General features: G+C 41.2%; 18 protein-coding genes and 1 tRNA gene. 9 read left to right on the top strand and 10 right to left on the bottom strand.

Translation table 11 applies throughout. The features are described 5' to 3' along the window. Positions 1–2: 2 nt before the first annotated feature. A complete protein-coding gene (locus CJ305_RS16180) occupies positions 3–2,174 on the bottom strand; it encodes a S9 family peptidase (protein WP_099647344.1) in 2,172 nt (723 codons plus the stop codon). A gap of 331 nt (positions 2,175–2,505) precedes the next feature. Here CJ305_RS16180 and CJ305_RS16175 point away from each other — a divergent pair, with 331 nt between their 5' ends. The 3 genes from CJ305_RS16175 to CJ305_RS16165 are packed head-to-tail and all read left to right on the top strand — an operon-like array spanning position 2,506 to position 5,845. Then, positions 2,506–3,843: a hydroxymethylglutaryl-CoA reductase, degradative gene (locus tag CJ305_RS16175; RefSeq protein WP_262490589.1), complete on the top strand. Its 1,338-nt coding sequence runs from the start codon at positions 2,506–2,508 to the stop codon at positions 3,841–3,843. Beyond that, positions 3,840–4,928, top strand: coding sequence for a serine hydrolase domain-containing protein (locus tag CJ305_RS16170; protein ID WP_099647342.1), 1,089 nt, complete (start codon positions 3,840–3,842; stop codon positions 4,926–4,928). Before CJ305_RS16175 ends, CJ305_RS16170 begins: the two co-directional genes overlap by 4 nt. 2 nt (positions 4,929–4,930) lie before the next feature. Further along, positions 4,931–5,845, top strand: coding sequence for a GYDIA family GHMP kinase (locus CJ305_RS16165; protein WP_099647341.1), 915 nt, complete (start codon positions 4,931–4,933; stop codon positions 5,843–5,845). 55 nt (positions 5,846–5,900) lie between these two features. Here the strand turns inward: CJ305_RS16165 and CJ305_RS16160 are convergent, their stop codons facing one another. The 7 genes from CJ305_RS16160 to CJ305_RS16130 form a co-directional block, all read right to left on the bottom strand. After that, the gene (locus CJ305_RS16160) at positions 5,901–8,021 is read right to left on the bottom strand and encodes a peptidylprolyl isomerase (RefSeq protein WP_099647340.1); all 2,121 of its coding nucleotides are present in this window, start codon (positions 8,019–8,021) and stop codon (positions 5,901–5,903) included. A 159-nt stretch (positions 8,022–8,180) separates the two neighbouring features. Continuing rightward, positions 8,181–9,467 (bottom strand): hemolysin family protein, encoded by a 1,287-nt coding sequence (locus CJ305_RS16155; protein WP_099647339.1) that lies wholly within the window; start codon positions 9,465–9,467, stop codon positions 8,181–8,183. A gap of 2 nt (positions 9,468–9,469) precedes the next feature. Continuing rightward, entirely contained in the window at positions 9,470–9,664 is a 195-nt protein-coding gene (locus tag CJ305_RS16150; RefSeq protein ID WP_099647338.1) for a preprotein translocase subunit YajC, read from the bottom strand. Continuing rightward, positions 9,664–10,221 carry an LPS export ABC transporter periplasmic protein LptC gene (gene lptC, locus CJ305_RS16145; protein ID WP_099647337.1) on the bottom strand — a complete coding sequence of 186 codons (558 nt, stop codon included), beginning with the start codon at positions 10,219–10,221 and terminating at the stop codon, positions 9,664–9,666. The genes CJ305_RS16150 and lptC overlap by 1 nt, the downstream gene beginning before the upstream one ends. A 33-nt stretch (positions 10,222–10,254) precedes the next feature. Further along, complete coding sequence (locus CJ305_RS16140) at positions 10,255–11,628, bottom strand: tetratricopeptide repeat protein (protein WP_099647336.1); 1,374 nt, start codon at positions 11,626–11,628, stop codon at positions 10,255–10,257. Between the two features lie 34 nt (positions 11,629–11,662). After that, positions 11,663–12,919 (bottom strand): hypothetical protein, encoded by a 1,257-nt coding sequence (locus tag CJ305_RS16135; RefSeq protein WP_099647335.1) that lies wholly within the window; start codon positions 12,917–12,919, stop codon positions 11,663–11,665. After that, positions 12,919–13,650 (bottom strand): type III pantothenate kinase, encoded by a 732-nt coding sequence (locus CJ305_RS16130; protein ID WP_099647334.1) that lies wholly within the window; start codon positions 13,648–13,650, stop codon positions 12,919–12,921. Before CJ305_RS16130 ends, CJ305_RS16135 begins: the two co-directional genes overlap by 1 nt. Before the next feature lie 145 nt (positions 13,651–13,795). On the opposite strand from CJ305_RS16130, the gene CJ305_RS16120 reads away from it, so the two are divergent. From CJ305_RS16120 to CJ305_RS16105, 4 genes are all read left to right on the top strand, one after another. After that, positions 13,796–13,868 (top strand) — tRNA-Phe (locus CJ305_RS16120). 50 nt (positions 13,869–13,918) lie between these two features. Next, positions 13,919–14,203, top strand: coding sequence for a GIY-YIG nuclease family protein (locus tag CJ305_RS16115; RefSeq protein ID WP_099647332.1), 285 nt, complete (start codon positions 13,919–13,921; stop codon positions 14,201–14,203). A 184-nt stretch (positions 14,204–14,387) separates the two neighbouring features. Continuing rightward, entirely contained in the window at positions 14,388–15,881 is a 1,494-nt protein-coding gene (gene mqo, locus CJ305_RS16110) for a malate dehydrogenase (quinone) (protein ID WP_099647331.1), read from the top strand. A 21-nt stretch (positions 15,882–15,902) separates the two neighbouring features. Further along, complete coding sequence (locus CJ305_RS16105) at positions 15,903–16,751, top strand: EcsC family protein (protein WP_099647330.1); 849 nt, start codon at positions 15,903–15,905, stop codon at positions 16,749–16,751. Here the strand turns inward: CJ305_RS16105 and CJ305_RS16100 are convergent, their stop codons facing one another. Together CJ305_RS16100 and CJ305_RS16095 are read right to left on the bottom strand one after the other, a co-directional pair. Further along, on the bottom strand, positions 16,752–17,099 hold the full coding sequence (locus CJ305_RS16100; protein WP_099647329.1) for a DUF5615 family PIN-like protein: 348 nt from the start codon (positions 17,097–17,099) through the stop codon (positions 16,752–16,754). Continuing rightward, on the bottom strand, positions 17,096–17,320 hold the full coding sequence (locus CJ305_RS16095; protein WP_099647328.1) for a DUF433 domain-containing protein: 225 nt from the start codon (positions 17,318–17,320) through the stop codon (positions 17,096–17,098). The genes CJ305_RS16100 and CJ305_RS16095 overlap by 4 nt, the downstream gene beginning before the upstream one ends. Positions 17,321–17,505: 185 nt before the next feature. Between CJ305_RS16095 and dinB the strand changes: the two genes are divergently transcribed. After that, positions 17,506–18,726, top strand: coding sequence for a DNA polymerase IV (gene dinB, locus CJ305_RS16090; protein WP_099647327.1), 1,221 nt, complete (start codon positions 17,506–17,508; stop codon positions 18,724–18,726). A 12-nt stretch (positions 18,727–18,738) separates the two neighbouring features. Beyond that, positions 18,739–21,765 carry a DNA polymerase III subunit alpha gene (locus tag CJ305_RS16085; protein WP_099647326.1) on the top strand — a complete coding sequence of 1,009 codons (3,027 nt, stop codon included), beginning with the start codon at positions 18,739–18,741 and terminating at the stop codon, positions 21,763–21,765. Positions 21,766–21,817: the final 52 nt, after the last annotated feature.

The following is a 21,817-nucleotide window of genomic DNA, read 5'->3' as shown; positions in this document are numbered from 1 at the left end:
GATTATAGGTTGTCTTTAATAAAATTGGTCATTTTGGTATAGAGGTGTAAACGCGTGTTTCCGCCATAAATACCGTGGTTTTTATCGGGATAGATTGCCCAGTCAAACTGTTTGTTAGCCTGAACCAAAGCTTCTATCAATCGCATGGTGTTTTGTACGTGTACGTTATCATCTGCACTACCGTGAACCAATAAATACTTTCCTTTCAGTTTATCTACGTGCGAAATAGGTGAGTTTTCGTCATAACCGCTCGCGTTTTCCTGCGGCGTAGTCATATAACGCTCGGTATAAATAGTATCGTAAAACCTCCAGCTGGTAACCGGCGCCACCGCGATGGCCATTTTGAAGGTATCGGCTCCTTGAAAAATACAGTTTGAAGCCATAAAACCGCCGTAACTCCATCCCCAGATTCCGATACGATCTGCATCAATATAAGGGCGTTGGCCTAAAGCCTGAGCAGCAGCAATCTGATCTTCTACTTCATATTTACCCAATTCGTTTTGAGTCATTTTTTTGAAATCACGGCCTTTTAAACCAGTCCCACGAGGATCAACACACACGATGATGTAGCCATCCTGAGCCAGCATCTGAAACCAGTAATCATTACCACCACCCCAGCTGTTTGCTACGCTTTGTGAACCGGGACCACTATACTGGGTCATAAAAACCGGATACTTTTTAGAAGCATCAAAATCTTTCGGCTTAATCATATAGGCGTTGAGTTCTTCACCATTTATGGAAAGGGTGAAAAATTCCTTTTCAGATATTACGTATTCCGAAAATTGATCTTTTAAAGCCTGGTTGTCTTTAATCTTGCGAATGAGTTTTCCGTCTTTGGCACTATGCAGCGTAAAAACATACGGTGTTGAAGCATCTGAAAAACTATTGATGTAATAGGTAAAGTCAGTACTGAAGTTAGCCGAATTAGTACCCGAATCTGCACTTAGTGCTTTTTTATCAGAACCATTCAGCTTTACCGAATACACTCCGCGGTTGATTGAACCGTTTTCTGAGCTTTGGTAAAACACCCGCTTATTTTTAGCATCATAACCGTAGTAACTGGTCACCTCCCAGGGGCCTTTAGTCACCTGATTGATGAGTTTTCCATCCTGATCGTAGTGGTAGATGTGATTCCAGCCGTCTTTTTCGCTGGTCCAGAGAAACTCGTTTTCATCCAAAAAAGTAAGGTTATCGGTGATATCCACATAAGCATCGTCTGTATCAGACAGAATGAGTTTCGCTTTCGCGGAAGCGCCATCTACAAAAAGCAGGTTGACGTCGTTTTGCTTTCGGTTTGTGGTTTGCACTGCCAGTACATCGGCATCCGGAGTCCACTCCAGCCGTGGAATGTAATAATTCTGAAATCCGGAAAGATCAACTTCCTTAGTATTTTGATCTTCCAAATCATAGATATGCAAACTCACCGTAGCGTTGGTTTCGCCGGCTTTTGGATATTTAAACACATCCTGCGAAGGGTACAATTCCTTGCCGAAGACATCCATTGAAAATTCAGGCACTTCGGTCTCATCAAAACGGATGTAAGCCAGTTTGGTTCCGTCTGCATTCCAGTCAAAAGCTCGTACAAAGGCAAATTCTTCTTCATAAACCCAGTCTGTGATACCGTTTATGATTTTATTCTTAGCCCCGTCTATGGTAACCTGAGTGGTTGTACCGGTCTTCAGGTCTTTTACAAAAAGGTTATTATTTAATCCGTACGCGACTTTTGAAGCATCCGGAGAAAAAGTAGGCTCCTGAATGGCCTCATCTGCCACCTTTGTAAGCTTTTTACTGTCTAAATCATAAACATAGTACACCCCAAGGCTTGAGCGGCGGTAAATAGAGCGCAGATTGGTGCTTAGAAGCGCCTTGCTTTCATCATCGCTTAGCGTATAGCCTATAAAATAATCAAGGCCTTCTATTTCGCCCGAATTGATAAGAGTAGAAACCTTATCTCCGGTTTTGTAACTGTAAACATCCAGAGTTTTGGTGCCGGTATTACGGTCTGTATTGAGAACAGCATATTCCTTCCCGTTATTCATAGAATGCAACCGGTCCAGGTATTGCATTCTAAATGTACCGTCATAGATTTCTTCTAGGGTAATTTGCTTTTGCTGAGCATAAACGGCTCCCACAAGTAGAAACAAAATCAGGGCGCCTGCTTTTCGTATTGACATATTAAAAATTTAAGAGTGTAATTGCACCGAAGCGCATGGTTTTAAACCCGGTCAGGCCTAAAAAATAGTCCGCCAATTTTACTAAAAATTAACTAAAGAACACGCAATTCCCTTGTTAAATACCTATTCAAAGTGAGGTAAAGCAGGTTTTTATTGAGGTTATTTCAGTCCTGACAAAAACTCCTACTAAGATTGTACCGTTTTTTGAGTCAACTACTGCAGTGCATTTTTCAGAATCGAATTGGCCTGGTTGCGCTATAAAAGCGTATTTTAAATTAAATTGCCATCCCATAAAACCTGTTTTACAATACGAGTTTTACCGGTAAATCATATCAGTCCTATTATGTCAAATACCATTCAAGGCTTTTCAAAGCTGAGTAAAGAAGAAAAAATCAACTGGCTCACCCAAAGCTTTCTACCCCATAATCCTAAAGCGGAAGCAATTCTCAAACAATACTGGAATACCGATGAAACCTTGCAGCAACTGCACGATGAGTTTATCGAAAACACCGTCACCAATTATTATCTACCGCTGGGTATTGCTCCAAATTTTGTCATTAATAACAAGACGTTTGCGATCCCTATGGCTATTGAAGAATCTTCAGTTGTCGCAGCAGCCAGCAAAGCTGCGAAGTTCTGGATGTCTAGAGGTGGTTTTAAGGCTGAAATTTTAGGCACCGAAAAAATAGGTCAGGTTCATTTTATGTACACCGGCAAAGAGTCTGAAGTCAGAGCCTTGTTTGACGCCAGCAAAGCGGAACTTTTAGCGGATTTAAAACCACTTACTGCTTCCATGGAAAAACGTGGTGGCGGAATAACCGATCTTAAGCTGGTCAACAAAACGGAAGCCCTGGAACACTACTACCAGCTTCACGTAACTTTTGAAACGCTTGATGCGATGGGTGCAAATTTTATAAACACCTGCCTCGAGCAATTAAGCGAAAGCTGGCAACGTATTTTTGCTTCCCAGACCTCAAAACCCGAAAACGGAACACTACAGGTCGTGATGAGCATCCTTTCTAATTACGTTCCCGGTTGTGTGGTACGGGCCGAAGTAAACTGTGCGGTGAGCGAACTCTCTGAAGCTGACGGGATAGACCCACAGGAATTTGCAGAAAAGTTTGTGCAGGCTGTACGCATAGCAGAAGTAGAACCCTATCGCGCGGTTACGCACAACAAAGGCATTATGAATGGTATTGACGCTGTGGTGTTAGCAACCGGCAATGACTTTAGAGCCATTGAAGCCGGGGCGCATGCTTATGCCGCAAAAGACGGCCGCTACAGCAGTCTTACCCACGCAGAGATCAAAGACGACCATTTCCGGTTTTGGATTGAAATACCGCTGGCTTTGGGTACGGTGGGCGGACTCACTAAATTGCACCCGCTTGTTAAACTGAACTTGGAAATGCTAGGCAATCCAAGTGCGCCCCAACTTATGGAGATCATAGCGGTAGCAGGTCTGGCTCAGAATTTCGGGGCCGTTAAATCACTTACAACAACAGGAATCCAAAAAGGGCATATGAAAATGCACCTGATGAATATGCTCAACCAACTGGAAGCCACGAAAACCGAAAAAGAACAGGCCGTCAGTCATTTCAAAACTCATAAAGTTAGTCACAATGCCGTGCATCAATTTATTGAAGCGCTGCGTCATAACACCGAAAAATGAAAAAATTACTCCTTCTCTTTTTAGGTTTAGCTCCGGTCTTAAGCTCCTCTCAGGAACTTTCTGCTGATTTACAGGAACAAATCAGGCAGGCTCAAAAGGAATTTCAAATTCCCGCGATTGGAGTTAGTCTGATCACAACAGATTCTATTTTCAGTTACGTCAACGGAAAAGCGAAACTTGGAAAAAAAGAGAAGATCAGTACAGATGCAAAATTTCATTTAGGCTCAAACACCAAAGCGATAACCGCTTTTATGGCAATGCATCTTATTGAAGAAGGAAAACTAGAGCTCGAAACACCTTTCTTTCAGCTTTTCCCGGAACTTCAAGCCAACGCACAAGCAGAATACCATCAAATAACTTTGGGCGATTTACTCAGTCATCAGGCATTTATCCCGCCCTATACCAAAGGAATTGAACTGGCGAAATTTCGCAATCTAAAAGGAAGCGCTTCTGAAAACCGGTATGCTTTCGCCAAAAGCATCCTGAAGGACAAACCGGTAAAAAAAGGGGAATATTCCAACGCCGGTTATGTTTTGGCAGCCCTAATGCTCGAAAAAGCAAGTGGCAAAACCTACCGCCAACTTCTTGAAGAAGCTATGGATGACCTAAACCTGGACTGGTTTGTAGGGTTCCCGAATAAAGAAAAGCCAGAAAATCCCTGGGGACACTGGTTTGAAGGCGGAAGTCTTACAACACTTGAACCCGGGCACGATTACAAACTACCTAATTTTATGTCAAGCGCCGGTGATGTTGCTATGAACCTCTCTGATTACAGCAAATTCGTTCAATTGAATCTAAACGGACTTGCCGGTAAATCAAACTACCTAAAGGCTGAAAATTACAAGCTGCTTCATTTTGGGCAAAGTCCGTATGCCTACGGTTGGGGAAATGCCAATGATAATGGAAATCGTATTTCTTATCACGACGGTAGTGCCGGCACTTATTATTGCCATACGTTCATCAATACAGACGAAGAGCTGGCCGTGGTTATTGTTGCAAACACAGCTACTCCTGAAGCCGTAAAAGCCATCTATAACCTGCGAAAATGGATATTAAATCATCCGCAAGAATCTAAAAAACCCTAAGCATGTTGCATTTTTACGCACACGGAAAACTCTTAATAACCGGCGAATACGCCGTGCTTGACGGTGCCCTGGCTTTAGCTGTACCCACAAAGAAAGGGCAACATATATATATAGAACCAAGTGAACAGAATGGTATTTCCTGGGAAAGTCAGGATGCAGATGGGAAAATTTGGTTTGAAACCACATTGACCTATGGCGAAATCATCGAAGCGAAAATCGCAAAGCCCGAAGACCCTAAACAACGTCTGCTGCAATTACTTAGAGCTGCTCAAAAACTGAATCCGCAATTTCTGGCAGAACAAAGCGGCCTGAAGATTACTACAAAACTAGAGTTTGATCGTAGCTGGGGATTAGGCTCCTCATCAACATTGGTGTATATGTTGGCAAAATGGGCTCAGGTAAACGCCTACAGCCTACTGGAAGCAACTTTTGGCGGAAGTGGTTATGACCTTGCCTGTGCAGGCGCTGAGACTGCTATTTTATACCAAAAAAACTTAGGAGAACCCACGGTTTATCAAACAACTTTTCATCCGCCTTTTAGCGATAAGCTTTTCTTTGTTTATCTCAATAAAAAGCAAAACAGCCGGGAAGCCATCACTAATTATCGCAATCAACCTAAAGCCGGACAGGAACTTCTCAAAACCAAAATTTCAGGTATTAGTGAGACGGTATTGAAGTGCGAAGATCTCACCAGTTTTTGTATGCTGATTGAGGCCCACGAACAATTAATCGCTAATGCTTTAAATACCGCACCAATAAAGCAGATGCTTTTTAAAGACTATAGCGGCAGTATCAAAAGCCTGGGAGGCTGGGGCGGTGACTTTATACTGGCAACCGGCGGAGCTGATGAGCAGGAGTATTTTCGCTCTAAAGGCTACTCCACGGTTATCCCTTTTAACCAGATGGTATTAGACTAAACAAAAAAAGAGCCGCTAAATACGGCTCTTTTTCTATTCTACTTAAGTAAACTGATTAGTACACGTTTGCTCGTTTATCTTCAATATCAGCAGCATCTTTCAACGCCTGATACACACGACCGTTTGCAGAAGCACGGTCAGCGTTTTGTTTTTGGATAGCAAAACTTGCGTAGTTATCCAATTCGCGAGCAGGAGTTATTTCGGTTACTTTAACCACATACACACCTCTATTTCCGTCAATAGGTTTAGAAACTTTGCCTTTTTCAAGACCGAAAGCTACACCTACCACTTTTGGCTCTGTACCGGCACCTGCAAGAGTTGGGTTTTTAAGATTAACTCCGGTTGAAGTTTGTACACTTCCACCAGTTGAACTAGCGATTGCATTAAGGTCGTTCCCAGATATTTTTTCTCTGATCATCGCAGCTCTTTTCTCATTGCGAAGAATAGGAGTTACCCGTGGAGAAGCCTCATCAACAGACATCAATCCTTTTTCGGTCTTTTTAGTAACCTGTACAACCAGATATCCACCGTCAACATTAAAACGGTTTACATCGCCGGTTTTACGATCCTCATCAAAAGCCCAGCGAATAATCTCACGCTGACTGCCCTGACCGGGAATAGTCTCATCAAGAGCTTTTATATTGTTTACAGGACGTACGGTATAATTACTCTCTTTTGCGATGTCTTCAAAACCATTTTTGTTTTCACTAACTGCCATTTGGAATTTGGTCGTCTTATTGAAAACGTCATTAATGGTTTGCTGAGAAGGTGTGATCTCTTTAGCAACAGTAGCTAATTTAATAGCGCGTTGTCTGTTTTTCTGATCATCAATTTTGATAACGTGGTATCCGTATTGTGATTCTACAACTCCTACTTCACCAGTAGAACCGTTGAATACAAAATCATTAAAAGGCTTTACAAAGCGGCCTTTAGTTACATAACCTAAATCACCTCCTTTTTCCTTACTTCCGTCTGCAGAGTACTCAGGTGCAAGTTCGGCCATTTTAGAAGGCGTGGCTTTGATTACTCCGGCAAGACTGTCTGCTAATTCTTTAGCTTCAGCCTTAGTACGGGTTTGCGCTCCTGCATTCTGAAGACCCTGATAGGTTAATAGAATGTGAGACGATTGTACAGAGTCAGGAATCTGAGTTACAGCTACAACTTTTGATATTTTGTAGAACCCGTTGTCCTTATAAGGCCCGTATACATCACCTTCATTCAACGCCCAAAGCTCATCAGAAACTTCAACAGGCAATTCACCTTTAAACAGGAAGTTGTCGTTGTAACGAATATCTGAGTTTTCATTTACAAAATCTTCCACATTTTCAGTGCGTGTAAGACCACGTACGGTATCATTAGTTTTAGTTGCCGCTGTATAAGCTAAACGGTCATTAAGCAGTTTTGCCACAGAAGATTTAATCGTGTCCTCATCGGCAAGCGTTGCGTCTTCAGAAAAGAGCACATAGCGCAGGTTGCGTGAAGCTTCAGTCTGATACGCATCTTTATGATCTTTCAAATACGCTTCAATGTCTTCTTTAGTTACTGAAACCTCCTCATCTGCTATGGACGTATAAGGCACCTGTACAAACTCAATGTTGCGCAGGTTGTTTTCCATTTCGTAAGCCATTTTGCCTTCTTTAAAGCTGGTATTGATTCCTGCCTTTACAAGGTCAAAATAAATTTGCTGCTGCTCATTTTTAGCCAATTGCTTTTCATAAGCTACCCACTGATCGTACATAGTAGGATTTGTAGACTTTAAAGTTGCGATATACTCACGTACCTTTTGCTCGCTGTAAACGCCATCAGTCTGAAAATTAGGATCATTCTGTAAAGCTTCTTTAAGCAAATCGTTAATACGATCCTGCTCAATGCTGATGCCCAACTCTTCGTATTGCTCATCAAGCAAAATACGACGCAATTCTTCTTCCCAAGCGGCATTTACTGCCTGAGTATTTGTAATGTTACCACCGTAACGTGCAGTCTGCGCCTCAACCCGGCTTGCAAATTCTTGCTGATCAATGTCCTCTCCATTTACCGAACCGATTATACGCTGTGATTTCTGGGTAGAAAACCCACCGTTTTGAAATACATCAGCCAGTACAAATGCAAATAAAGCCAAAGCTATAATCGCAATAAGAAATACAGACCGCTGTCTAATTTTGTTTAAAACTGCCATTTTTTATGTGTTTGTCAAATAGTGGGCGAAAATACCATTTTAAATGAAAAAATAAAATGTAATCGAATCAAAATACGGGTATAAAAATCTGCCGCAAGGCAGATTAGATGAAAAGGTCTGAAATCGTTGTCGAAAACCTTTACGGAAAGCACTCAAAACTTAATCTGTATCGATCACCCGAACCTGTACGAGTTCAATCTTGGTGTTAGTAGTTTCCAGAATATGAAACTGATAGCCTTCAATATCTACCACATCGTTCTCCTCGGGAATACCTTCTGTATGATTAACAATCAGACCACCCAGAGTCTCATAGTTCTCATCTTCCGGAAGTTCTAATTTATAAGTCTCGTTGATATAATCTACTTCAAGACGTGCCGAAAACTTATAGACGTTTTCTCCCAATTCCTCTTCAATCAGCAAAACACTGTCGTGCTCGTCTTCAATCTCCCCAAAAAGCTCTTCAACAATGTCCTCAACCGTCATCATTCCGCTAGTGCCACCATACTCATCAATAACTACGGCTATACTCTTGCGCTTTTTTATCAGAATACTCAGGACATCTTTAACCAGCATGGTTTCGGGCACAAAAATGACCGGCATCAGAACCTCCTCAAAACTTTTCGGCTTTTTAAAAAGCTCAAAAGAATGCACATAACCCACGATATCATCTATCGAATTCTGATAAACCAAAATCTTAGAGAGTCCGGTTTCAGTAAATAGACTGCGCAATTCCGCCAGGCTATCTTCCCGGTCTACCGCTACAATTTCAGTACGGGGAATCATCACTTCGCGGGATTTAACTTCTGAAAATTCCAATGCATTTTGAAAAATCTGGATTTCAGAATCCAGTTCTTCATTGGTTTCCACAGACTCGATTTGTTCGGTGATGTAATTTCCCAGTTCAACCTTAGTAAATGCCAGCTGCACCTCGTCGCCTTCGGTTTTAAAGAATTTTTTCAGCACCTTATCTGAAATCCAAATGATGAATGAGGATAAAAAGCTAAAAGCCACATAAAACAGATAAGCGGGAATGGCAAAAAATTTAAGCAACGAATTGGCGTAAATCTGGAAGAATACTTTAGGTAAAAATTCCGCCGTAATAAGCACCAAAAGCGTAGAAATAAGGGTCTGGGTAAGCAGACTGAATTCCACAAAAAAAGCAGTGAGCCAGGGATACCCAAAATCTGCGACCTCAAGCCAGTTTTGCAAAATTGCTCCCATATAATAGGCATAAACCACCAGCGCAAGATTATTGCCCACTAACATAGTAGCAATAAACTTGGAGGGTTTCTGCGTTAACCGGGTAAGCACTTTGGCTATTAGATCATTTTGTTTCTTCTCAATCTCGATATGTATCTTATTAGAAGACACGTATGCGATTTCCATCCCCGAAAAAAATGCGGACAGGATCAACGAAACAATAATGATAAGAATTTCGGTTTCCATAATTAGTTTTGATTGCGCTGCTCGTATTTTTTTCTAAACCTGCGTTTAAAAAAATACATGCCTACGGCGACCACTACAAAAAATAGAAAAAGATAGGCTTTTGAGGGTTCTTCACTCCAAATTCTTACGGCTTCAAAGAGAAACAATGCCGCAAAAAAGAGGTACGCGTACTCAAAATATTTAAAGTATTTAGACATTAGTTTATGCTGTCTTTGGGAGCTTCTGTAGCGTTGTCTTTAACGTACATACGGCTTTGGTTATCTAAAGATATAAAATTTTTGAAGTCTTCGCTGCTGTCAAAAAGATCCCCTTTATTAAAAGAATCATCAGGAAATTTAATGGTATAGGGCTTATCTGTAAAAACCCATTTGTCTTTTTGGTCCCAAAATAGTTGAGAAGCATCCAATCGCGTGGAGTCGCTTGTGATTAAAACCACGTTTTTACGCAAATCAATAAGGTTAGAACGCTTATACCGAATAGCATAGTCTGAAGTGATGTAGTTTTCCTTTTTATTATCATCTATAAAAGTTACTTCTACTCCTTCCGGAAATTCCTCATAGGGAAAATCAGCCAGACCATACTCAATGATCAATGGTGTTTTTAAGGTCGCTACCACTTTGCCGGAGTCTGTATATTTAAGAAGAACCCCTTCACCCTCAGCCGAAGGTCCTTCAGAACGCTGATTAAACTTCTGAATGCTTTCGGCATTGTTTCCGCAGCTAAAAAACAAAGTCACAGCAAGAGCTGTGACCAAGTTTAGAATTATATGTTGTGAATTATGCTTCACTTATAAGCTAGGCACTACTACACTACCTCCAACCCAACAGTTGAAAGAAATACGTTGCCCCTGATTACCCGCATTAAAAATCATCGTACGGTCTGGAGCCAAGCCTCTATAAGCTGCAGCAGTTTTGTTTGCTGTATCAGCAAGAGAAGGATCTATACGCCCGGCTTTAGCAGCAGTATCGGCAGCTAACCAATATATTGCTCTCTTATTGAATACAGAATCACCACAGTTGTTTGCACTCTTAGCATACATATCTGCTATTCTCAAATACACAATACCCATAGATGGCTGTGATGCCACTGCTTTTTGATAATAGGTACGTGCTCTTGGATAGTTCCCTTTATCTCTAAAGTTTTCACCTAAACGGTAGTATACTTTAGCTTTTTCAGCAGGATCAGTCTGACGCTCTGCTGATTCTTCATAATATTCTAAAGCCTTAGCGTTCTCACCGCGTTGCTCTGCAAGACGACCTAAATAATACGAAGTTTGTGCAGATGGCTCAAGCGTGTTTAACTGCTCTACTAAAGTCACAAACAATTCGCTGTCTGTACATTCTTTAGAAACTAAACGTCCTGCTGCACCTTTAACCCAGGCCACATCATTTTTCTTAGCTTCAAAATCAGCTTCGTAAAATGGAATTAATCGATCACAGTCTGCCAGTTTACCTAACATACCATTTACACCGGCAGAAACTTTAGAGTAGTTACCAAGGTTAGCCTCAGCTACCTGCTCTAAACGCTTTTCCTGAGCATTGAGCGGAGTACCAGCTTCATTCTTCTCTAAGATCTTTTCCAGGTCTGTTGCATAATTATTTTGGATAGTCGTAATATGACTCTGCACACCATCATAAAGATCAAATACCTCTTGAAGTTCAATCTTGCCCGCTTCCTGTAAACTTACCGCGTGATTAAAGAAAACATAAAGAGCTTTTGGATTCTTAAATGTTTCTCTGTCTGTATCCCAGGCTTTCTGAAACATTTCGTACTGCTCTTCGGTAGAACCGATTTTATTCTCATACATAGTAAGAGCTAGTTCTGAAATATCTTCTCCCTGACTGGTTTTGCTTGCGAAATGCGTTTTCTTTTCCTGATACATCTTTTGAAGATCATCTAAGAATGCTTTTTGCTCAGCTCCGGTAGAATTTTCGATTTTGTATTTCAAAATACGCTCTCCATATTGATATAAGGCAAATGAAGTTGTAGGACAGTCTTTACGAAGCTTCATAAAAGGCTCGTAAGCTGCATCATAATTTTTAACTTTAGCGTGTTCTGAAAAAATAGACATTGTAGTCACACACTCCTCAGTAGCCTGAGCACTGGCGAAGCTTACCGCACCTACAAGGGCTATAAAAAGTAATTTAAATTTAGTTTTCATCGTTTGAAAGGTTTTAATAGCAATAATAAGAATTTTAGTTGTATTTGTTAGGCACAAACCACGGTCTAAGTGGGTTGAGAGACAAACTAAGACCAACTTTGAAAAAATCTTCTTTTACCAGACCTGCGTTATTTGTTCCGCGCTGGCCGTATTCAAATGTCAAGTTGGCATTACTGAATCCGCGTCCTAACGGTAATCCAAGTCCAAAAGATATGCCAAACTCGTCAATCGACTCATTTTGTATGTATAATCCGCTTTCTTCATAGCGAGCACCGAGTCTGTAAGTGACTCTGCTAAAATAACTTGTAATTGAATTGTAGTCAGGAATGAAATAACCTCCAAGACGGTATTTATACGAATCCTGATAAGATGCATCGTTTAAAGTAAAAGATCTGTTAGTGCTTTTGCTGGTTTCCGCAAACTCTACCTGTCCGCCGGCAAACCACACGTTACGCTTCCCTGTACCCAGACCAACTGAATAGGTATTTGGCATGATCATTTCTGTATCTGCCAAACGAAAGTCCTGAGATTCTACAACCCCCGCCACTGATCTATCAGCTGCAGAATAAATAACGGACTGCAGGGAACGGTCGTTCTCTAAAGTTAATGCGGTCTCTGGCTGAAATGTAGCCGATGTATGTAACTGGTAGCCTCTTCCTAAATTTTGTTCGTATTGAAGACCTAAATTATAGGTAAAGCCACTCACATCTGAACGGTCGATTTCTCGTACAGCATATTGTTGATTGGCATCAGCCTGAATGATCTCATTGCGAATACTCCCAAAATTATAGCTGGCTTCGGCTCCAATTCTAAAACCTTTAAAGGGCTCAAGACCGGCGGCTAAAAATGCCCGGTTTACCCCGCCTCTACCACTGTACTGATTAATTTGCTCTTCGGAAACCTCGATGTTAGCGTAGTCAACAGAGGTTTGCGGGATCAAACCAAAGCCTACACCCAGTTTTCTGGAAACCGGAAAGGAAAGCGATAAATAATCGATTGTAGTTGCAGTGGTACTGCCACTCCCTTCGTCTGAAGTTAAACTGGTTTCTGTATGACTTCCTGCAATAGCGAAATTGGTAAGTTTTAAAGCTCCAAAAGCAGCAGGATTTCTAAAATTAGTATGTATACTATCTCCCAAAATACTTATACCGCCCATTGCCTGGTTCTCAACAGAACCTTTAAAATTTGACAGACCTAAACCGTAAAACGAATACGGTGATGTATTTCCCTCCTGAGCCCAGCCTGATACTGTAAAGCCTATTAAAACAACAATTAAAATTCTTTTGATCATTAAGTCCTTTTAAATTCTACTAAATAATTGAGTCCTTTCAGGAGAAAATTTGAGTCCGCAAATATGCCATTTTTTAATCTATCAGACAAAAATAGCCCGTCCCCTCCTGTTAAAATAATCTTTAACTCGTCGTATTCGAGTTTATATCGGTCGATTAACCCGTCAATTTCAGCAATCAGGCCATTAATAACTCCAGATTGCATCGCACTATATGTATCTGCACCTATAAGCTCAACAGGATCTCCCGAAGCCTCCAGATTCGGCAGTTTTGCCGTAAAGTGATGCATTGCTTTAAATCGCATTTGCAAACCGGGAGCGATTGCACCGCCCAGATAAGCATCTTCTTTATTCTTAAAATCATAGGTCACACAGGTACCTGCGTCAATTACTAAAGTATTTACACCTGAAAACTCCTTAAAAGCCGTAACCATTAGCACTTTTCGGTCAAGACCCAGTGTTTCAGGTGTTTTATACAAATTAGTATAAGGTACCGGCGTACCGGCATCAACAACTTCATAGGAAAGACCTCTTTTTTTTAGAAACGTGACAAAATCTTTTGAATTGCCTGTCGCGCAAAAGACAACCTTATGAAGATTAACACGTTCCTGAAGTTCTGCAAACAGCTTTTGAGCATCGCCTGCAAGAACCGAACAGGAAGTCTCAAGCTCCCCACCCTCGAAAAGACCGAATTTTACCCGGGTATTTCCAAAATCTATGGCTAAGGTTGTCATGTGCTGAAAAATTTTTGCAAAAATACAAATACTCTACCCCTCAGACTCACCGAATTACAAAAAGCTCAAAAAATAAATCAGGAATTTTCTACAGAAGTGTTGTGCAGTTTAAAATATGATTTTATATTTGCAGCCGCTTTGGCGAGGTACCTTAGCTCAGTTGGTAGAGCAACGGACTGAAAATCCGTGTGTCCCTGGTTCGATTCCTGGAGGTACCACAAAAAAACCCTGAAACTCACGTTTCGGGGTTTTTTGTTTTTAGAAATCAATGAATCATTACCTGTACATTATCTATTCTGAAAAAATTGATAAATTCTACGTTGGTGAAACTTCAGACGTAGAGCAACGCATTAGTATTCACAATTCCCATAAAATTAAAAGTGCCTACACAAAAGCTGCGAGTGACTGGGTATTGAAGCTATCTTTTAGTTGCGCAGATCGAAATGAAGCTTTGTATCTGGAACGCTTTATTAAGAGAATGAAAAGCAAAAAGTTTATTGAGAAACTAGTTAACAATCCTCAACTACTAAATGAAATTTTAAGTAAAAGATAGAACCTGGCTCCCCCGAAGCATCGGGGCTGGAGGTACCACAAAAAAACCTGAAACTCACGTTTCGGGGTTTTTTGTTTTTACAGGGTGCGAATGAGGGGACGAATAATTTCGCACTTAAAACTATTAACAAAGCCTTGCCATAGTTTCATAGTCGTGTTTTCTAATTTTAATCAAAACACCAACTATGGAAACAAAAACCATTCAGGTCAATAAGGAATACGATCTGATTTGTGTGGGAGCAGGTATTATGAGCGCCACACTCGCCCTTCTTACTAAATTACTCAAACCCGAAGCCAGAGTCCTAATTTTAGAACGCCTGGATGATGTCGCTCTTGAAAGCTCTGCCGCCTGGAATAATGCAGGCACCGGCCATTCTGCACTTTGCGAACTCAACTATACTCCCCAATTAGAAGATGGAACTGTCGACATCACCAAAGCCATTTCGATCTGCAATCAATTTGAAGTTTCAAAACAATTCTGGGCGTATTTAGTCTCCCAAAATTTAATGGGAACCCCTGATTCTTTTATTTCAAACGTTCCCCATCACAGCTGGGTTACCGGTACAGACAATGCAGATTATCTGGAAAAACGCTACGAGGCAATGCGCTCGCATTTTATGTTTGACAGTATCCGGTTTACGCGTAAAATTCTAAAAATGAAGGAATGGTTTCCACTAATGATGCGCGAACGGGAAGAGGACGAGGTGATGGCTGCCTCACGCATAGATCGCGGCTGCGAAGTGAATTACGGTGAACTTACCCGTAAACTTTTTAAAATACTTGAAGAAGAATACAACACCACCGTACAATGCAATGAGGAGGTTGAAGACGTAGATCCTGAGCGACCCCACGAATGGTCTGTTAAAGTTAAAAACAAAGAGACCGGCACTATCAGACACCTGGACGCCGATCATGTTTTCATAGGCGCCGGTGGCGGAAGTTTATTGCTGCTTCAAAAAGTAGAAATTGAAGAAAAAGAAGGCTATGGAGGCTTTCCGGTTAGTGGAGAGTGGCTTATTTGTAAAAACCAGCAAATCATAGATCAGCACCATGCAAAAGTGTACAGCAAAGCAGGGCTGGGCGATCCGCCGATGTCTGTGCCGCATTTAGACACCCGTTTTATCAACGGCAAACGCGAACTACTTTTTGGGCCTTTTGCAGGCTTCAGTCCTAAATTTTTAAAGGAAGGTTCCTTCCTTGATTTGCTCAAGTCTATTAAATGGGATAATATTTCACCGATGCTGGGTGCTTTCTGGCATAATCTTCCACTTACCGAATATCTTATTAAACAGGTTGCAATGTCTTTTGAAGATCGAATGAACGATCTCAGGAAGTTTATTAAAGATGCAGATGACAAAGATTGGGAGATCAAAGTCGCCGGGCAACGCGTGCAAATCATCAAAAGAGATGAGTTTGAAGGCGGAAAACTTGAATTTGGCACCGAAGTAATTAGCAGTAAAGACGGAAGCATCACCTGCCTGCTCGGTGCGTCTCCCGGAGCTTCAACCGCTGTCCCTATTATGCTGCAAGTGCTTGAAAAAGCCTTTCCTGAATTAATGAATAATCCCGAAACGCAGCAAAAGCTAAATAAAATCGTTCCCGGTTACGTTTCAGAAGTAGATGAAGACCACTTCAGAAAAAATTTAGAATACGTAGAGGCTGTTCTAAATCTGAATTAACCGCCAACTAAAATTATTTTTATGCATAACGAGATCACAGAGTCTGTCAGCGCACAAGATTTAATTCTTATCAAAAAATGTCAAAAAGATCTGGATGAAACTCCGTTTTTGATGCGTGTGCTCAATAACATAGGCACCCCCATCGATCAGGGCTTAGAGCTTTTACCTCAAAAATACCAAAGTAAAGTAAGCACCACGATTCAAAAGGCATTGCAGCTTGCAGTAAAAGCAAACCTGAAAACCTTAAAAGTTGATAAACAAAGTTCGCCATCATCTAATCTTACCTACCAACTGGTAACCGGTTTTTCAGGGGCAACCGGCGGATTTTTTGGAGTTGCCGGTTTTACAACAGATTTGCTGATTTCGACCAAATTTATGATGCGCTCTATTATGGATATCGCCCGAAGTCAGGGGGAAGACGTGCACGACATTGAGACTCAACTTGCATGTCTGCAGGTTTTTGCTTTAGGCGGAACTTCTACTGAAGACGATGCGCTCGAAACTTCGTATTACGCCACCCGCACCGCCCTGCACACTGCGATGAATCAGGCAAGTGCCTATGTAGCCGAAAATGGAACCAAAAAAATCATCGAAACCCTGGCTTCACAAACAGCAGGCCCTATTTCAAAACTCATCACTCAGGTGGCGGCACGTTTCAGCATTCAGGTGAGTGAAAAATTTGCCGCACAGGCCATTCCGGTTATTGGGGCTGCTGCCGGTGCTTCGATTAATGTACTTTTCATCAAACATTTTCAGAAAATTGCCACCGCACATTTCACGCTCAGACGTCTGGAACGCAAATATTCAAGAGAATTGATTCAGAAAAAATACGACGAGATCGAGATTGAAGGGATAATCGTTTCAGACTAATTAATCCTGTTCAATCTGAAGACAGGCGACTTCATTAAACTCTACATTTTCAACAAAATCCTTTAACAAGGATTGATTGCTAATTAATAATGCTGCTATATTTCTGGTTGTAGTATTACCTGTTCTTAGCCAAATTATTTTTGGGTAATTACCTTTAATACTTGCAATATTTGAAAAATCTGCATCAAACGTAACAATAACAAAATTGTTTATTTTGGCGTACTCCCAAATTTCTGTATCAGAAGTGTTTTCAAGACCAAGTGCCTTTACCTGTTTAGATCCGGGAAAAACATTCTCCAACTGTTTGATAATCCTAAATGATATATTTTGATCAAACAACAGTTTCACGAGGCTACTCTAATTCTACGTTCTCTATTTGCAGCAAATAATAAACAGGCTGTTATATTATCCTCGCTGAGCTCTGGAAAATCATCTAAAATCTCCTCCCTAGACATACCATTGGCAAGCCAATTCAGCACATCATAAACCGAAATTCTGGTCCCTAAAATTATAGGTTTACCAAACCTTTTATTAGGATCGATAACAATATGTTCTTTATAATTTACCATATTTCTAAAGTACGCAATTTAGAATTAAGCCAATACAACTTATAATTCGTTTCTAATACGAAAGCAAAACATTAAAATTATCATACTATAACCAAAGTCAAATTTTAATATTTAACGTTTAGATTGGTCTTTGGCAAAGATTAAAATAGGAATATTTCCATATTTTTGTAATAATTCCTATTTATATGAACCGAAATATTTTACATCTGGATCTCGATACCTTCTTTGTTTCCTGCGAACGCCTGGCAGATTCTTCGCTGGTAGGCAAACCTGTGATCGTAGGTGGCACCGGCGATCGGGGCGTGGTGAGTGCGGCCAGCTACGAGAGCCGCAAGTTTGGAGTTCACTCGGGTATGCCGATGAAAATGGCCCGGCAACTCTGCCCACAAGCGACTTACATTCGCGGAAATGCAGGTATTTATACCAAATATTCTAAAACCGTTACCGAAATCCTTCAGGAGCAGGTCCCCGTTCTGGAAAAAGCCAGTGTTGATGAATTTTACGCAGATCTCACGGGGATGGACCGCTTTTTTGGCTGTTACAAGTTTGCGAAAGAGCTTCGGTCTAAAGTCATTAAAGAAACCGGCTTACCTATTTCCTTTGGCCTTTCAGTCAATAAAACCGTTTCTAAAGTGGCTACAAATGAAGCCAAGCCTAACAATCAACTCAAGGTTGACGCCGGTTTTGAAAAAATCTTTCTCGAACCGCTTTCCATCAAAAAAATACCGATGGTTGGGGAAAAAACCTTTCGAACCTTCTGCAATCTGGGCGTAAAACACATTGGCCTGGTGCAGCAAATGCCGGTTGAGATGATGGTTTCCGTTTTTGGAAAAAATGGGCGAATGATCTGGGAGCGCGCTAACGGCATTGACCGCTCCCCCATTATTGAGTATCACGAACGTAAATCAATCTCCAGCGAGCGCACTTACGGGCAGGACACGACCGATGTGGTTAAACTGAGAACAACCATTCACGCTATGGCAGAGAACCTCGCATTTCAGCTTAGACAGGGCAACAAACTCACTTCGTGCATTGCGGTTAAGGTTCGGTATTCCGATTTTCAGACTTATTCCAAACAGCTCAAAATCCCTTATACCGCGGCAGATCACAATCTGATCCCCGCTGTGCTTGAACTTTTTGATAAACTCTATAACCGCCGATTGCTCATTCGGCTGGTTGGTGTGCGCTTTAGCGGCCTTACCGAAGGTCATTACCAGATAGACCTTTTTGAAAACACCAACCGTACGGTTAACCTGTACAAAGCGATGGATGCCATACGCAAACGCTACGGCGACCGTAGTGTTATGCGTGCAGCTACGATGGGAGAAGGCTCCAGAACCATTGGCGGGCAGGGTAATCCTTTTAACGGTCAGCCTCCTATCGTTTTGGCACACCGACATCAATAAACCGATTGCAACATGTATTTAAATTGTCATTCCTATTACAGCCTGCGCTACGGTACACTTTCAGAGGTAGAATTACTCAACCTTGCGATTGAGCATAAGCAAGATTGTATTGCATTGACTGACATCAATAATACATCTGCAGGCTTAAATTTTGTTCGCAGAGCGAAAGAAAAAAACATCAAACCCATTCTGGGAATTGATTTTAGAAATGGAAATCAGCAATGCTATGTTTCGCTGGCGCGGAATAATGAAGGGTATTTAGAACTGAATAATTTTTTATCAAAGCACCTCCATGATAAAACTCCGATTGCTGACAAGGCGCCGCATTTTAAAAATGCGTATACCATTTACGCTTTTGAACGGGCGATGGAACTCGATAAAATCACTTTTTCCGAAAATGAATTCATCGGTATAGGACCAAAAGATCTCAACCGGCTTCGCTTTTCTAAATACAGCGCCTATAAGGACAAATTGGTTTTATTGCTTCCGGTAAGTTTTAATTCTAAAAGAGATTTTAGTACACACCGTTTATTGAGGGCCATAGACACCAATACCCTTTTAAGTAAGCTCCCATTAGAAGAACAAGGCTCTCCCGATGAGTATATGCTTCCACCGGAAAAAGTAAAAGAAGTTTTCGTAGAACACCCATACATCCTTAAAAACACAGAAGTTTTACTGAAGGCTTGCAGTATTGATTTTGACTTTTCGCCCAAAAGACCCTCTCAAAACTTAAAAACGGTTCTGGGTAGCAGTTATGCCGATTTTAAAAAGCTAAAAAAACTCTGTGACAAGGGTTTGAGCGAACGTTATGAAGAACTAACCCCAACAATAGTGGAACGCCTCGAGAAGGAGCTTAGTCTTATAAGAAAACAGGATTTTGTTGCATTCTTTCTCATCAACTGGAAAATTATTGAATATGCCCGGAGCAAAAATTATTTCTACGTAGGCCGCGGGAGCGGTGCAAACAGCATCGTTGCGTATTTACTACGCATCACAGATGTAGACCCTATAGAACTCGACCTCTATTTTGAGCGGTTTATGAACGAATACCGCCTCAATCCGCCTGATTTTGATATCGACTTTTCTACCTGGGATCGCGAAGATGTTACCCGTTTTATTTTTGAGGAATTTGGCCAAAACGGTCAGGCAGCGTTGTTGGGTTCGTATGTCACCTTTCAACATAGTGGTGCGGTACGCGAACTGGGAAAGGTTTTTGGGATTCCCAAACATGAGATCGATAAACTGAGTGCCGGCAACTACTCCTTACAAAACCTCGATAATTTAAGCAGGCTTACATTGAAATATGCCGCTATTTTACACGAGCATCCCAATTACCTGAGTATTCACGCAGGTGGAATCTTAATATCAGACAGGCCTATTCACTATTTTAGCGCAACTTATTTACCTCCAAAAGATTTTCCTACCGTTCAATTTGATATGCATATCGCTGAAGATGTAGGCTTGTTTAAGTTTGACATTTTAGGACAACGCGGCCTGGGAAAGATTAAAGATGCGATTGAAATCGTAAAAACCAATCAGCCCGAAGCAAAGCTGCTCGACATTCACAATCCGAAACCGCTTTTTAAAGATGCCAACATCAATGCAATGATAGCCAGGGCAGAATGCATAGGCTGCTTTTATGTAGAATCACCGGCTATGCGTATGCTGTTAAAAAAATTGGGCGTTGACAATTATCTCTTATTGGTCGCTGCAAGCTCCATTATACGTCCGGGAGTAGCTAAAAGCGGAATGATGCGTGAGTATATTTTAAGACATCGCAATCCTCAAAGACGCAACGAAGGTCACCCTGTACTGCAAAAAATAATGCCAGATACTTACGGGATTATGGTGTATCAGGAAGACGTGATTAAAGTAGCGCATCATTATGCCAAACTAAACCTGGGAGAGGCCGATGTTTTGCGCAGGGGAATGAGCGGTAAATACCGGTCGAGAAAAGAGTTTAAAGCGGTAAAGAAGAAATTTAGAGACAACTGTATTAGTGCTGGTGAGCCAGAAGCTATTGTAGATGAAGTATGGCGTCAAATAGAAAGCTTTGCAGGTTATGCCTTTGCAAAAGGGCACTCAGCCTCCTACGCTGTAGAAAGCTACCAAAGTCTTTACCTCAAATGCTATTTCCCGCTTGAATATATGGTTGCAACCTTAAACAATGGCGGGGGTTTTTACAGGGCCGAAACCTACATTCACGAAGCACGGCTCAACGGAGCAAAGATTGAAGCACCTTGCATAAACTACGGCTTCATTGAAACTTCTATTAAAGGTAAAACGATCTATCTGGGCTTTCAGCATATTGACAGTCTGGAGCAAAAAACCATGTTGAAAATTATAAATGCCCGGGTTCAGGGGCTATTCAAATCCTATGATGATTTTATAGAACGTGTACCGTTAAGTATTGAGCAGCTCGATTTACTTATACGTATAGATGCCCTTAGATCTTTAGGCAAAGACAAACGCAGCCTACTCTGGGAGGCTTATTATAAAGAAAACACCATACCTAAAAACGAACTACAGCAAAGCTTCTTCAGGATATCTATGCACGATTATATTTTGCCCAAATTCTCCGTAACAGATCTGGAAAATGCATTTGATCAATTGGAACTTATAGGCTTTCCGCTTTACGATCCTTTTATTTTATTGGAAAATGAACCTGATAGCAAATTAGTCACAGCAGATTTAAAAAATCATCTTGATAAAGTCATTACTATTTACGGCTATCTCGTGACCTTAAAGAATACGCGTACGTCTAAGGGAGACCGAATGTTTTTCGGGACATTTCTGGATCGAGAAGGCCAGTGGTTAGATACGGTGCATTTTCCTCCGATTGCTAAGAAATATCCCTTTCACGGAAGAGGAATCTACAAACTAACCGGTAAAGTGGTTACCGAATTTGATTTTATTACACTCGAAGTCATTGCTATACAACGAATGGCATATGTTCCCGATCCTAGGTTTGACGCTACTTATAATCGTAAAGAGAATTCAAAACATCCTTCCTCCTTTATTCTTCTTGATAAAGAATAACTTTTTCAGTGCGTTCCCTTGGGGACAGGCTTTTCGTTTCAATCTTTTAAAC

This window comes from Leeuwenhoekiella nanhaiensis (genome assembly GCF_002744755.1).
In the GTDB taxonomy this organism is placed as follows: domain Bacteria; phylum Bacteroidota; class Bacteroidia; order Flavobacteriales; family Flavobacteriaceae; genus Leeuwenhoekiella; species Leeuwenhoekiella nanhaiensis.
This window is presented reverse-complemented; position numbering and strand designations above follow the sequence as displayed.